This window comes from Roseobacter phycocola (genome assembly GCF_042055075.2).
GTDB lineage: Bacteria > Pseudomonadota > Alphaproteobacteria > Rhodobacterales > Rhodobacteraceae > Roseobacter.
In genome coordinates, this window is the sequence record NZ_CP194010.1 from 3,834,046 (window position 1) to 3,847,495 (window position 13,450).

The 13,450-nt window shown below is 60.0% G+C and carries 10 protein-coding genes; all 10 read left to right on the forward strand.

Annotated features, from left to right (window positions below; genetic code table 11):
- The first annotated feature begins 49 nt into the window (after nucleotides 1-49).
- Nucleotides 50-2,512 carry an FAD-dependent oxidoreductase gene (locus AB4K19_RS18935; RefSeq protein WP_375229789.1) on the forward strand — a complete coding sequence of 821 codons (2,463 nt, stop codon included), beginning with the start codon at nucleotides 50-52 and terminating at the stop codon, nucleotides 2,510-2,512.
- Nucleotides 2,509-3,591 (forward strand): alcohol dehydrogenase family protein, encoded by a 1,083-nt coding sequence (locus tag AB4K19_RS18940; protein ID WP_436398556.1) that lies wholly within the window; start codon nucleotides 2,509-2,511, stop codon nucleotides 3,589-3,591. The genes AB4K19_RS18935 and AB4K19_RS18940 overlap by 4 nt, the downstream gene beginning before the upstream one ends.
- Entirely contained in the window at nucleotides 3,582-4,694 is a 1,113-nt protein-coding gene (locus AB4K19_RS18945) for a mandelate racemase/muconate lactonizing enzyme family protein (RefSeq protein ID WP_436398558.1), read from the forward strand. The genes AB4K19_RS18940 and AB4K19_RS18945 overlap by 10 nt, the downstream gene beginning before the upstream one ends.
- Nucleotides 4,691-5,794, forward strand: a complete 1,104-nt coding sequence (locus AB4K19_RS18950) for a mandelate racemase/muconate lactonizing enzyme family protein (RefSeq protein WP_375229793.1) — start codon at nucleotides 4,691-4,693, stop codon at nucleotides 5,792-5,794. Before AB4K19_RS18945 ends, AB4K19_RS18950 begins: the two co-directional genes overlap by 4 nt.
- Before the next feature lie 7 nt (nucleotides 5,795-5,801).
- Nucleotides 5,802-7,082: an aspartate aminotransferase family protein gene (locus tag AB4K19_RS18955; RefSeq protein ID WP_375229794.1), complete on the forward strand. Its 1,281-nt coding sequence runs from the start codon at nucleotides 5,802-5,804 to the stop codon at nucleotides 7,080-7,082.
- A 360-nt stretch (nucleotides 7,083-7,442) separates the two neighbouring features.
- A complete protein-coding gene (urtA, locus tag AB4K19_RS18960) occupies nucleotides 7,443-8,729 on the forward strand; it encodes an urea ABC transporter substrate-binding protein (protein ID WP_375229795.1) in 1,287 nt (428 codons plus the stop codon).
- A gap of 81 nt (nucleotides 8,730-8,810) precedes the next feature.
- Nucleotides 8,811-10,736, forward strand: a complete 1,926-nt coding sequence (gene urtB, locus AB4K19_RS18965; protein ID WP_436398561.1) for an urea ABC transporter permease subunit UrtB — start codon at nucleotides 8,811-8,813, stop codon at nucleotides 10,734-10,736.
- A gap of 4 nt (nucleotides 10,737-10,740) precedes the next feature.
- Nucleotides 10,741-11,904, forward strand: coding sequence for an urea ABC transporter permease subunit UrtC (gene urtC / locus AB4K19_RS18970; protein ID WP_375229796.1), 1,164 nt, complete (start codon nucleotides 10,741-10,743; stop codon nucleotides 11,902-11,904).
- Nucleotides 11,901-12,653, forward strand: a complete 753-nt coding sequence (urtD, locus tag AB4K19_RS18975; RefSeq protein WP_375229797.1) for an urea ABC transporter ATP-binding protein UrtD — start codon at nucleotides 11,901-11,903, stop codon at nucleotides 12,651-12,653. Before urtC ends, urtD begins: the two co-directional genes overlap by 4 nt.
- Entirely contained in the window at nucleotides 12,646-13,341 is a 696-nt protein-coding gene (gene urtE / locus AB4K19_RS18980; RefSeq protein ID WP_375229798.1) for an urea ABC transporter ATP-binding subunit UrtE, read from the forward strand. Before urtD ends, urtE begins: the two co-directional genes overlap by 8 nt.
- Nucleotides 13,342-13,450: the final 109 nt, after the last annotated feature.

Below are 13,450 nucleotides of genomic sequence, written 5' to 3' on the forward strand. Positions count from 1 at the left end.
TAAATGTTTGCTTAGGCTGTCGAGAGATTTCTGAACACCGGGGCACAAGATGACCGAGAAGAGCTTTCCGACCCAGGCAAAGGTTGTCATCGTAGGTGGCGGCGTGATGGGATGTGGTCTGGCCTATCACCTGGCGCATGAGGGCTGGACAGACGTGGTGCTGCTGGAAAAGGCGGAGCTGACCAGCGGCAGCACCTGGCACGCCGCTGGACAGATTACCCATTCCACCAGTTCTTTCGGCCTTGGGAAATGTGTCGACTACAACATCGGCCTCTACGCCGGTGCGCTGGAGCGCGAAACGGGGCAGGCCGTGACGTGGCACGGGTGCGGATCCTTCCGGCTAGCCTATACCCAGGACGAGATGGACTGGCTGCGACACACATTGTCCGTTGGCCGGTCACTGGGGTTCAACATTGAACTGGTGGGCGCTGACCGCGTCGCCGAACTGCACCCGTTTTACAATCTGGAGGGCGTTCTGGGTGCATTGCACACCCCGGACGACGGGCACGTAGACCCAACGAATGTAACGATGGCGATGGCTGCCGGAGCCCGGCAGTTGGGCGCGCGGATTATCCGCCAGTGCCGCACGACAAACATCACCCGGACGGCTGGCGGGGAATGGCTGGTCGAAACCGAAAAGGGCAGTATCCTGTGCGAGCACGTGGTGAATGCCGGCGGAACCTATGCCCGGCAGATGGGCGAATGGTCCGGTCTGCAGCTGCCGATGACGTCCATGACGCACCACTACTTTGTGACTGAGCCAGTGCCGGAATTTGAAGCGCTGGATAAGGAGCTTCCTGTCATCCGTGATGACAGGAAGGTCTCCGGCTATATTCGCATGGAGCAGAAACGCGGCCTGATCGGCATCTATGAAAAGGAAAACCCGAACTCTGTCTGGCACGATGAATGCCCGTGGGACTACGAGAACTGGCTGTTTGATGCTGACTATGACCGAGTCATGCCGTGGCTGGAAGAGAGCCTCAACCGGATGCCCGTGCTGGCGGATCTGGGGATAACCCGCGAGGTCCATGGTGCGATCTCGCATCCGCCGGATGGTAACCCGCTGATCGGCCCGGCGCCGGGTGTGCGCAACTACTGGTGCTGTTGCGGCACGCAGATCGGGATCGGCTGGGGCCCCGGCCTGACCCGCGAACTGGCGCGCTGGATGGTACATGGCGCGGCGGATATCTCGATGCGCGACTATGACCCGCGCCGGTTTGGTGCCTACGCGACAAAGGACTGGCAGGTGGTCAAGGCGCACGAGGATTACTGTCTGCGGCACGAAATCCCATTTCCGCACTACAACAGGACAGAAGGCAGACCACTGAAACCGTCGCCGCTCTATGAGGAGCTGAAACTCCGCGGGGCAGTTTACGAAGAAGTTTATGGCTTTGAGCGACCGCGCTGGTTCGCCAGGGACGGGGTGGCACAGCACGATCATTACTCATTCCGGCGCAATGCGGTGCATGACATTGTCGGCGCAGAGGTCCGAACCGTTCGGGAGGCGGTTGGGATCATGGATGTCTCGGCTTTCACTAAGGTGTTGGTTTCCGGACCTGATGCCTACGCTTTGCTGGATCGTCTGACGGCCAACAGGATGCCGCAGAAAACCGGTTCGGTGACGCTGACCCACATGCTTAACCGTCGGGGACGGATTGAACTGGAAACGACAATTGTGCGTCAGTCCGATGACCGGTTCTACCTTGTCTGCGCTGCGTTTTTTGAACAGCGCCTTCTGGACCATCTGGAACAGAACAGAGCAGGCGATGACGTCAGCGTCACCACGCTGTCTGAAGCCTGGTGCGCCCTTTCGCTGAACGGACCATTGTCACGCGATGTGCTTTCGGCCTGCACAGATGCACCATTGGACAATGCTTCCTTCCGGTGGCTGTCAGCGCAGGAGATCAGCATTGCAGGCCACCAGATCCTGGCCATCCGCATGTCTTATGCCGGCGAACTGGGCTGGGAACTGCATATGCCCCGTGAGGCCTGTCTTGACGTATATCTCGCGCTGCGCACCGCCGGCGAACCATCTGGCATATGCGACTACGGCTCGTTTGCGATGAACGTCATGCGCATGGAAAAGGGGTTCAAAGGTGCGGGTGAGCTCACCAATGAGGTGACCCTGCCGGAGGCTGACGTCATGCGGTTTGTGCGTGATGACAAAGAATTCCTGGGCAAAGAGGCGACGCTGGCCGGACAGGACACCCTGCGCTGGATCTGCGCAAGCCTGTCCATCGAACCTGATGGCGTAAACGACGGGCACGGTGGCGAGGCCGTTCTGCTGAACGGGGAGGTTGTGGGGTCGGCCGCATCCGTCGCTTATGGCCACTCGGTTGGGCGCATTCTCGCCTTTGCCTACCTGCGTCCCGAGGCGGCTGCGCCTGGTACGGCGCTTGAAGTTGTGATTGCGGGCGAGGCACGCCCTGCGACCGTGCTGGGCGCGCCTGCTTATGACCCGGAAAGCCTGCGCCCGCGCGCAGATGCCAGAATTGAGGAAGCAGCGGAATGAGCTTGCCGGATACGATGCGCGCTGTTGTGACGATGGGCCACGGCGGGCTGGAACAGCTGGTGCTGCACACTGACTGGCCCCGGCCGGACCCCGCTGCCGGAGAGGTTCTTGTCCGCGTACGGGCCTGCGGGCTCAACAACACAGACGTCAACACGCGCACCGGCTGGTACTCGAAGGCCGTGAGCACAGCGACATCCGGCGAGGGGTATTCAGAAGTTGATGACGAGGACCCCACATGGGGTGGCAGGCCGCTGACCTTTCCACGCATTCAGGGTGCTGATGTCTGCGGTGAGGTTGTTGCGGTTGGGCCGGACGTTGATCCGTCCCGGGTGGGGGAACGCATCATCTCGGATAACTGGCTGCGCGACCCTGCAGACCCGGACAACAAGGACAAAACCGGTTACTATGGATCGGAACGGGATGGTGGATTTGCCGAATATACGACGATGCCTGCCGCCAATGCCGTTCCGGTGAAGTCGGATTACTCTGACGCGGAACTTGCCACCTTCAGCTGCTCATATTCCACCGCTGAGGGGATGCTGACCCGCGCTGGTGTCACGGATCAGGATACGGTGCTCATACCTGGAGCATCGGGGGGTGTTGGCGGCGCCTTGCTGCAGCTTGCAAAACTGCGCGGTGCGCGGGTCATCGCGATGGCATCTGAGGCGAAACACGCGGATGTGGCAGCGTTCGGCCCGGATCTGATCCTGCCGCGTGCGCCTGACGATCTGCAGGCTGCACTGGGGGGTGAAAAGGTCACTGTGGTGGCCGATGTGGTCGGAGGCACGCAATGGCCGTCGCTGGTCGATGTTCTGCAACGGGGCGGGCGTTACACCTGTTCGGGCGCGATCGCCGGGCCTCTCGTCGAGCTAGATCTGCGGACACTCTATCTGCGCGATCTCACTTTTACAGGGTCCACAGTTATTCCGGTCGGGGTCATGCAGCGTCTCGCGAAATACATCGAAGACGGATCTGTGCGACCCGTTCTGGCAGCAGTTTATCCGCTGGAGGAACTGCGTGAGGCGCAGACAGCCTTTATCAGCAAAAAGCTGACCGGCAACATAGTGGTGTGCCCTTGAAGATCACCGGCATCACTGTGTGGCAGGTCGACCTGCCACTCGAACACCCGTACTGGCTGTCCGGTGGCCGCCTTAAATTCGAGGTGCTGGATGCCACACTTGTCCGGATCGATACAGATGCCGGGATTTCCGGATGGGGAGAGGGCACGCCCTGGGGGCATACCTATGTGCCGGCGCATGGTCCCGGCATCCGCGCGGGGATCGAAACGATGGCACCCTTTGTCATGGGGCTTGATCCGCGGCGCGTGCTGGACGTTGAACGGGCAATGGATCTTGCCCTGCCCGGGCACCTTTATGCGAAGTCGCCGCTGGATATGGCCTGCTGGGACATTGCGGGCCAGGCTGCAGGTGTGCCGATTGCGGAACTGATGGGAGGCGGTTCACGCACGCCCCGGGCCATTGCCTCGTCGGTTGGGGCCAAGACGATTGAGGAAACCCGCGACGTGATCGAAAGGTACCGTGCGCGCGGATATGTTGCCCATTCGGTCAAGATTGGCGGTGATGTCACCCGCGACATTGCCCGGATCCGCGATGTGGAAAGCATCCGGCGGCCTGGTGAGACGGTTCTTTACGATGTAAACCGGGGATGGACCCGCAGCGAGGCCCTGCGCGTCATGCGGGCGACCGAAGATCTGCAGGTCATGATCGAGCAACCCTGCGAAACCCTCGATGATATTGCAGCGCTGAGCCACCGGCATGCCTGCCCGGTCAGCGTTGATGAAAGTCTCGTCACGCTTCAGGACGCAGCGCGGATTGCCCGGGACGGTCTTGCTGAGGTTTTCGGCATCAAACTCAACAGGGTGGGCGGTCTGACCCGCGCCGCGCGCATGCGGGACATCGCTCTGGCGCACGGTATTGACATGTTCGTCATGGCAACCGGCGGTTCCGTCCTGGCCGACACCGAAGCACTGCATCTGGCGGCTACGGTTCCGGATCACAACTGTCTTGGCGTCTGGGCCTGTCAGGACATGATCACGGCTGACATAGCAGGTGGCAGGGGGCCACGGAACATCGAGGGGCATCTCACCCTGCCGGAAACACCCGGTCTGGGTGTACACCCGAACGAAGATGCGCTGGGCGACCCGGTCGCAGTGTACAAATGAAAATCCGCCGGCTGACACTCTGGACGGTACCGCTGATCAGCCATGAAACTTATTATATGGCCTCAGGTAAGACGTGCGACACGGTCGATAGCGTGGTGCTGGCTGTCGATACGGACAGTGGTTTGCGCGGATGGGGCGAGGTCTGCCCGATCCCGCACTATCTTCCGGCATATGCCGGTGGCGTTGGCCCTGCGCTGCGTGAGCTGGCCCCGGTCCTGATCGGGGCGGACCCGAGGGGTCCCGAAGCTCTGATGGCCCGTGCAGATGCCTGGCTGGCAGGGCATGTTTATGCAAAGTCTGCCCTGGACATTGCCCTGTGGGATATCACTGGCAAAATCGCCGGGCTCCCCCTTTTTGCACTGCTTGGCGGGCGGCGGCAGGAGGACATGCCGCTCTATCACTCCATCACCTGCATCGCGCCGGATGAAATGGCGCGCATTGCGCTGGAGGCACAGGCGGATGGGATCACGCAGTTTCAGGTGAAACTCGGTGCGGATGCGAGCATTGAGGCTGACATCGAGCGGCTTGTGAAAGTGCGGGAAGCCGTGGGCCCCGGGCCGCTGGTTTATGGCGACTGGAACTGTGGCGCGACGCAACTGGATGCAACACGGGTAGGGCGGGCCGTCGCGCATCTTGACGTGATGCTGGAACAGCCCTGTGCCACGATCCGGGAATGTGCTGCGGTGCGTTCGGCAACCGGGTTGGCGATGAAAATGGACGAGACCGTGCATGACACTGAAAGCCTGCTGGAAGCGGCAACATCCGGCGTCATGGATGCGGCGGCGCTTAAGCTGTCAAAATTCGGCGGGCTGTCTGCAACCCGGCGCGCGCGGGATCTGTGTCTGCATCTCGGTGCCCGGATGTGTGTCGAGGATACGTGGGGCAGTGACATTACGACCGCGGCTCTGCTGCATCTTGGGGCCGCCACTGATCCCGCCCGCCTGCTCAATGTGTGCGATCTGTCCGGTTACGTCGCTCCGCGCATCGCACCGGACTGCCCGACACGCGCCAATGGCCGTATTGCGCCGCCAACCGGACCTGGTCTGGGCATTAACCCGGATGCCGCCGTTCTGGGCGAACCTGACCTGATACTGGAGTGACTCTCTGATGAACCGACTGCACAGCCAGAAAGAATGGATCGAGCGGGCACGGCAGGTGCTTCCTGCAGCGGGACTGGGCAACTTTGATCCCGGTATTGTCATTGCGCGGGGCAATGGCAGCCGGGTCTGGGATGAAGATGGCCGCGAATACGTTGACTATCTCATCGGGTCCGGTCCGATGCTGCTGGGGCATGGGCATCCGGAAGTGATGGAAGCCGTTCTTGAACAGCTCCCGCTCGGGATGACATTCTTTGCCGGAAACGCAAAAAGCATCGAACTGGCAGAAGCGATCTGCGATGCGGTGCCCTGCTGTGAACAGGTGCGTTTCGTGACTTCCGGCGGCGAGGCCGATATGTACGCGATCCGGCTGGCACGGGCCTTTACCGGGCGCGACAGGATCCTGAAGTTCGAGGGCGGCTATCACGGTATGAGTGCAGAGGCGCAGATGAGTCTTGCGCCGTCACGTCAGGTGAATTTCCCGACGGCGGTGCCCGACAGTGCGGGTATTCCGCAGGGCGTCGCAGATCAGATGCTGATCGCGCCCTTCAATGATCTGGAGGCAGTGGCCGAGCTGCTCCGCGAGCACGACGACATCGCCGCAATAATCGCGGAACCGCTGCAGCGGATCATACCGGCTGAACCGGGTTTTCTGTCCGGCTTGCGCGAACTCTGCGACACGCATGGTGTCCTGCTGATCTTTGACGAAATCGTCACCGGTTTCCGGCTCTCCTATGGCGGTGCACAGCAAAGATATGGTGTCACTCCTGATATCTGCACGCTCGGCAAAATCACGGGTGGCGGCTTTCCCCTTGCGGCAATCGGCGCGAGCGCAGACATTATGCGCCATTTCGACAAGTCTGCTGTTGGCGAAGAGGGCTGGCTGATGCAGCTGGGCACGCTGTCCGGAAACCCTGTTGCTGCCGCAGCTGGTCTGAAAACCATGGAAGTGCTGCGCCGGAATGGGACCTATGAAAAGCTGCGCACATCCGGCGGCGCTTTGCAGAAGATGCAGTCGGAGGCTCTGACCGACGCTGGGATTCCGCACACGATCTGTGGGGACGAGACGCTGTTTGATATCTGGTTTACCGAAAAGCCCTGCCGCGATTACCGCTCCGCACGACATGATGATCCGGACATGAACCGGGTCTACAATGAGGTTCTGCGGGAACACGGGGTCTTTAAGAGCCCCGGCAAACTATATCCCTCGCTCGCTCTGACCGATGAGGATTTTCAGCTGACAGCCCACGCGGTATCGATGGCGACAGCAGCTGTTTCCGCCCGCCTTTGAGGCGGTCTCCCCACGCAACTGAAATGCCGGAACGATCGCTATTATGAACAGCCTGGATGCGCAGCTGAGTTCCGGTTTGTTTAAGAATTAGGCAGTTGCATCCAAAAACGGCGCGGAAATCAGCAAAACCGGGCGCTCCGCCAAATCTCTGATGCAAATGGTGGCAAACCCACGACGCCTGAGTCCAACTGACGGCGCTCTTCGGGGCGCTGAGATGCCGCGCGATGGACGATCCTGGCAGATGCTGACCACCGCGCGACTGCAACACAACTGCTGCGCGTTCTGACTACACCAGTTGGAACGGGGACAATAGCCTGAAGTCTGTTCCCGGGCGCAGCTCTTACAGGGACTGTTTTCCAGATGGCTCACTCACTGAAATTTTCTTCCTATGTTACGGCCGCAGTGCTTGCGTCCACTGGTCTTGCGGCTGCCGAATGTGCGGATCCGGTCAAGGTCGGTGTGCTGCACTCTCTCTCGGGGACGATGGCGATCTCTGAGACGACGCTCAAAGACACCATGCTCATGCTGATCGAAAAGCAGAACGCCGCCGGTGGTGTTCTGGGCTGCGAGATCGAAGCGGTCGTTGTTGACCCGGCATCTGACTGGCCGCTCTTTGCTGAAAAAGCCCGCGAACTGCTGACGGTGCATGAGGTCGACGTGATCTTTGGCAACTGGACGTCCGTGTCGCGCAAATCCGTGCTGCCGGTCATTGAAGAGCTGAATGGTCTGCTCTTTTATCCGGTGCAGTACGAAGGCGAAGAAAGCTCGCGCAACGTCTTCTACACCGGTGCTGCACCCAACCAGCAGGCGATCCCGGCGGTTGACTATTTCCTCGAAGAACTGGGCGTTGAGAAATTTGCTCTGCTGGGGACAGACTACGTTTACCCGCGCACGACCAACAACATTCTCGAGCAGTACCTGCAGGACAACGGTATCGCGTCCGACGATATCTTTGTGAACTACACGCCTTTCGGCCACTCTGACTGGGCGACAATCGTCGCGGACGTCGTCGCGCTGGGTGAAGACGGTAAGCAGGTCGGCGTGATTTCGACAATTAACGGCGACGCAAACATCGGTTTCTACAAAGAGCTGGCGGCTGCTGGTGTCTCCGCAGACGACATCCCGGTTGTGGCTTTCTCTGTGGGTGAGGAGGAACTGTCCGGCCTCGATACGTCGAACCTGGTGGGCCACCTGGCCGCGTGGAACTACTTCCAGTCCGCGGAAACAAGTGCGAATGCCGAATTCATTGACGCGTGGAAAGAGTTTGCCGGCGCTGACCGTGTGACCAACGACCCGATGGAAGCGCATTACATCGGTTTCAACATGTGGGTGAACGCCGCAACGGCTGCCGGTACCACGGATGTCGACGCCGTGCGGACCGCTATGTACGGACAGGAATTCCCGAACCTGACGGGTGGTACTGCGGTCATGCTGCCAAACCACCACCTCGCTAAACCGGTGCTGATCGGTGAAATCACCGCAGACGGCCAGTTCGAAATCATCTCCAAGACGGCAGAGGTCCCCGGCGACGCCTGGACCGACTTCCTGCCAGCGTCCAAGGTTCTGAGGTCTGACTGGAAAGAACTGGGCTGCGGCATGTACAACACAGAGACCAAAACCTGTGTGCAGCTGACCTCTAACTACTGACCGTGAAGTCCGGCAGGGCGGTAGTGAACCGCCCTGCCACTCAGAACTCTGTTTTCCAAAAATTCCCGAAAGACCCGAACTGTGCGCCGATTTCTTCTTGCCATAGCACTCCTTTGTGGTGCCTTGCCGCAGGCTCAGGCAGGCGAGCTGCAGGACATCCTGCAGATCCACGCCGACGAAGTTGCCAAGCCTTCGCGCCGCAGCGTCGGGGTGCTTCTGGATGATCTGGTGTCGTCGGGCCTGCCGCAGGTTCCGCCATTCCTTGAGGAATGGGCCGCTAAAAACGTCTGGCGCGCGCCGGATGGTCACTTTGTCTTTGGGTCGCCGGAAGGTGATGGCCTGGAAGTCCGCGATGTGGACACAGGGCAGGCCTCATCGGCCGACAAAGAAGGGTACAGCCAGATAAAACCAAATGGCGGCGTGCGCCGCGTTATTGGCACTGCCCTTGTCCAGTTTCAGCTTTCGGACCCGGATCCGGACCGCCGCAGGAGCGCGCTTGAGGCGATCTCCCGGCGCCCGGAGGCAGCACAGCTCGCGCCGCTGCGGGCATCGCTTGAGGGCGAGACAGATCCCGCGCTGCTGGCACGGAAGCAACAGCTGGTCAGCTTCCTTTCAGCGCAGTTTGCAGAAACAACCGACGAGCGTGTCGCTGCGATCAGCTCACTTTCCAAAGACACCAGTGTCGAGGCGCGCAGTGTCCTGAACCGCATCCTGAGCACCCGTGAGGGCGTGGCAGCAGAACTGCCCGATGCCAATATTGCCCGGATCACAGATGCTTCCGCCGATCCCGACACCTTCTATGGCGTTCTCACTGCAGAGGGTCTCGCACCGCCGGTCGTAACCGATGCGGAGATCCGAACCGCACTGGAGCAGAATGTAGCCGGCGGATCATCGGGCGGCGTTCCCGTGGCCCGGCTGAATGATCCGGAGATCAGGCAAACAGCTTATGCGCAACTGGCGGCTGATGGTCTGGTGGCACCTCTGGTTACCATCGCCGATCGGGACGCCGCACTGGCCGCACATGTGTTTTTTGACGTCTATGACGAAAAAGACCCGGCAGTAACGGCTGCCGCTGAAGAAGCGCTCGCGTCCGTCACGCAGCGTGTCGCATGGGAACAGGCGGCAGATCTCGGGCTCGACGCCTTGTCGCTGGCATCGATCTATTTTCTGGCTGCCATCGGGCTCGCGATCACGTTCGGCGTTATGGGTGTAATCAACATGGCGCATGGTGAATTCATCATGATGGGCGCCTATACAGGTTATGTCGTTCAGCTGTTTGTGCCGGACTATACGCTGTCCATCATCATCGCGCTGCCCCTGGCCTTTGCGATAACTTTCGGCGCGGGCGTGACCATGGAACGTCTGGTGATCCGCCACCTCTATCACAGGCCGCTCGAAACACTTCTGGCGACTTTCGGTATTTCCATCGCGCTGCAGCAGCTGGCCAAAAATATCTTTGGCACCCAGGCGCGGCCGCTGACCTCGCCCGCCTGGCTGGACGGTGCCTGGGTGATGTCTGATGTCATCCAGATCAGCTACATCCGCATTGCGATTTTTGTTCTGGCGCTGCTGTTCCTGGCTCTGATCCTGTTCATCCTCAAACGCACCCGTCTGGGTCTGGAGGTGCGCGCCGTCACCCAGAACCCCGGCATGGCGGCAAGCATGGGGATTAGCCCTGACCGTATCAATATGCTCACCTTTGGCCTCGGCTCCGGTATCGCGGGCATCGCGGGCGTCGCCATTGGCCTCTATGCCAAGGTCACATCCGAAATGGGCGCCGACTATATCGTTCAGTCCTTCATGACGGTTGTTGTCGGCGGGGTTGGAAATGTCTGGGGCACCCTGGCCGGGGCATCCATGATCGGGTTCCTGCAAAAGGGGATCGAATGGCTGAACCCGTCGAATACGCTGGCCGCCCAGACTTACATGATTCTCTTCATCATCCTGTTCATCCAGTTCCGGCCCAGGGGTATTGTCGCCCTCAAAGGGCGGGCAGCAGCGGACTGATATCATGCGCAGAACATTCATCGCAGAAAACCCGTCTGTTCTCTGGTTCCTGGCCGCACTTGGTCTCTTCACGCTGGTGGTCACGATGCTGTCGGAATGGGCCGGTACCGGCTTCATCCCGACGTCTTTCATCAAAACCCTCGGCAAAACGCTGTGCCTTTGCCTGATTGCCATCGCAATGGATGTGGTCTGGGGCTACTGCGGTATCCTCAGTCTGGGGCATTTTGCGTTCTTCGGGATCGGTGGCTATGCGATCGGGATGTGGCTGATGTATGCGCGCACGGAAACCATCGTTCTGGAAAGCCTGAGCACCCAGGTCATCCCGCCGACCCCACAGGAAATCACGGATGCCATCGGCAATCAGATTTTCGGCGTGGTGGGCAGTTCCGAATTTCCGGCAATCTGGGCCTTTGCGGATAATCTGTACCTGCAGCTGCTGATGGTTGTGCTTGTGCCCGGGCTGCTGGCCCTCGTGTTCGGATGGCTGGCGTTCCGGTCGCGGGTGACCGGTGTCTATCTGTCGATCCTAACCCAAGCGATGACGCTCGCATTGTCGCTCTATCTGTTCCAGAACGACTCCGGACTGCGTGGAAATAACGGCTTGTCAGGTCTGCAGAACATCCCCGGTTTTGAGACAGCACCGCAGTCGGCTGTATCGCTCGTCTTTTTCTGGGCGTCTGCACTTACCCTGGCGGCAGGATACGTTTTCTTTGCCTGGGCCGTTTCGGGAAAGATGGGAAGCGTGATCAAGGGCATCCGCGACAACGAGGCCCGCGTGCGGTTTCTCGGTTACCGGGTTGAGAGCTACAAGCTTTTCATTTTCACCATAACAGCGGTCGTCTCTGGCATTGCCGGGGCTCTTTATTACCCGCAGGCCGGGATCATCAACCCGGGTGAAATTGCGCCCATCGCCTCAATCTATCTGGCGGTCTGGGTGGCGATCGGGGGGCGCGGGCGGCTATATGGCGCGGTGATCGGTGCTGCCTTTGTTTCATTGCTTTCCAGCTGGTTCACAGGAGGCGGCGCACCCGCCATCAACCTGGGCTTTTACACCATCCAGTGGACCGACTGGTGGCTGGTGCTGCTGGGCCTGTCCTTTGTCGCTGTCACGCTCTTTTTCCCGCGCGGCATTGGTGGCCTGTTTGATTATCTGGTGAGAAAGCCATGAACTCTACACTGCTTGAAGTCTCCGGCCTGACGGTCAGTTTCGACGGATTTCGCGCCATCAATAATCTGTCCGTACAATTTCCCGAGACCGGCCTGCGTGCCATTATCGGGCCCAACGGCGCGGGCAAAACAACCTTTATGGACATTGTCACGGGCAAAACCCGCCCCGATGAAGGCAGGGTGATCTGGGGCGAGAAAAACATCTCGCTGCTTGGCATGTCCGAAAGCGATATAGCCATGGAAGGCATTGGTCGCAAATTTCAGAAGCCAACGGTGTTCGAGGCGCAGACTGTGCGCCAGAACCTGGCAATGGCGCTGAAAAATCCGCGCGGGCCCTTTGCCGTCCTCATGCACAAGCGCACAGCGCGCAATGGTGAGCGGATAGAACGGATTGCCGAAGAAACCGGCCTTGCCGATGAGCTGACCCGTGTGGCCGGAGAACTCAGCCACGGACAGAAGCAGTGGCTTGAGATCGGGATGCTGCTCGCACAGGACCCGCGCCTTTTGCTGGTGGATGAGCCGGCCGCGGGGATGACAGTAGAAGAGCGCGAGAAAACCACTGACATCCTGAGACGGGCGGCGGAGACCTGTGCCGTTGTAGTGGTCGAGCACGATATGGAGTTTGTGCGACGTCTCAACTGCAAGGTGACGGTGTTGCACGAAGGATCGGTTCTGGCTGAGGGCAGTCTTGACCATGTGACATCCAATCCTGCCGTGATCGACGTTTATCTGGGGCGGTCCAATGCTTGAAGTCAGTAACCTCAGCCTGCACTACGGTCAGAGCCAGATACTGTATGACGTGAGCCTTGATGCGCCCACCGGGCAGATCACCGCCGTGATGGGCAACAACGGTGTCGGCAAAACCAGTCTGCTCAAAGCACTGGCGGGGCGGCACCCATATTCGGCAGGCGAAGTCGGGGTTGCCGGCAAACAGGTCGGGTCAGGCAGTGCCGTGCGTTCCGCCCGCGCCGGTATCGCCTACGTACCGCAGGGCCGCGAGATTTTCCCGATGATGACCGTGATGGAAAATCTGGAAACCGGGTTTGCCCTGCTGCCAAAAGACAGCCGCACAATCGGGGATGATATTTTCGATCTGTTTCCTGTTCTCAGCGACATGCGCGCCCGGCGCGGCGGGGACCTTTCCGGGGGCCAGCAACAGCAACTCGCTATCGCAAGAGCGCTGATCACGCGGCCCGACGTTCTGCTGCTGGATGAGCCGACGGAAGGTATTCAGCCAAACGTTATTCAGCAGATCGGTGCCTGTCTGCGTCTTCTGCGGGACTGGGGCGACATGGCCATTGTACTGGTCGAACAGAATGCGGACTTTGCCTATGACCTCGGTGATCGTTTCGTGATGATTGAAGGCGGTCGTGTCCGCCGGCGGGCGGAAAAAGCGACCTACACCAGAGAGCAGATGCTGGAAGATCTGGCGCTCTAGGGTACCCTCCCCGATGACCAGGTGGCCGGGCCATCCGGATTTGGTCTCGACGCTCCCGCGTGCGGATGGTTAAGTCGCCAGCGGAACGCGGCAGGCATGAACGGGTATT

Excerpts from the sequence above, each read along its gene's own strand:
- urtE (WP_375229798.1), top strand. The coding sequence starts at position 12,646 with ATGCTTGAAGTCAGTAACCTCAGCCTGCACTACGGTCAGAGCCAGATA.
- urtA (WP_375229795.1), top strand. The coding sequence starts at position 7,443 with ATGGCTCACTCACTGAAATTTTCTTCCTATGTTACGGCCGCAGTGCTT.
- AB4K19_RS18950 (WP_375229793.1), top strand. The coding sequence starts at position 4,691 with ATGAAAATCCGCCGGCTGACACTCTGGACGGTACCGCTGATCAGCCAT.
- AB4K19_RS18940 (WP_436398556.1), top strand. The coding sequence starts at position 2,509 with ATGAGCTTGCCGGATACGATGCGCGCTGTTGTGACGATGGGCCACGGC.
- urtD (WP_375229797.1), top strand. The coding sequence starts at position 11,901 with ATGAACTCTACACTGCTTGAAGTCTCCGGCCTGACGGTCAGTTTCGAC.
- urtC (WP_375229796.1), top strand. The coding sequence starts at position 10,741 with ATGCGCAGAACATTCATCGCAGAAAACCCGTCTGTTCTCTGGTTCCTG.
- AB4K19_RS18935 (WP_375229789.1), top strand. The coding sequence starts at position 50 with ATGACCGAGAAGAGCTTTCCGACCCAGGCAAAGGTTGTCATCGTAGGT.
- AB4K19_RS18955 (WP_375229794.1), top strand. The coding sequence starts at position 5,802 with ATGAACCGACTGCACAGCCAGAAAGAATGGATCGAGCGGGCACGGCAG.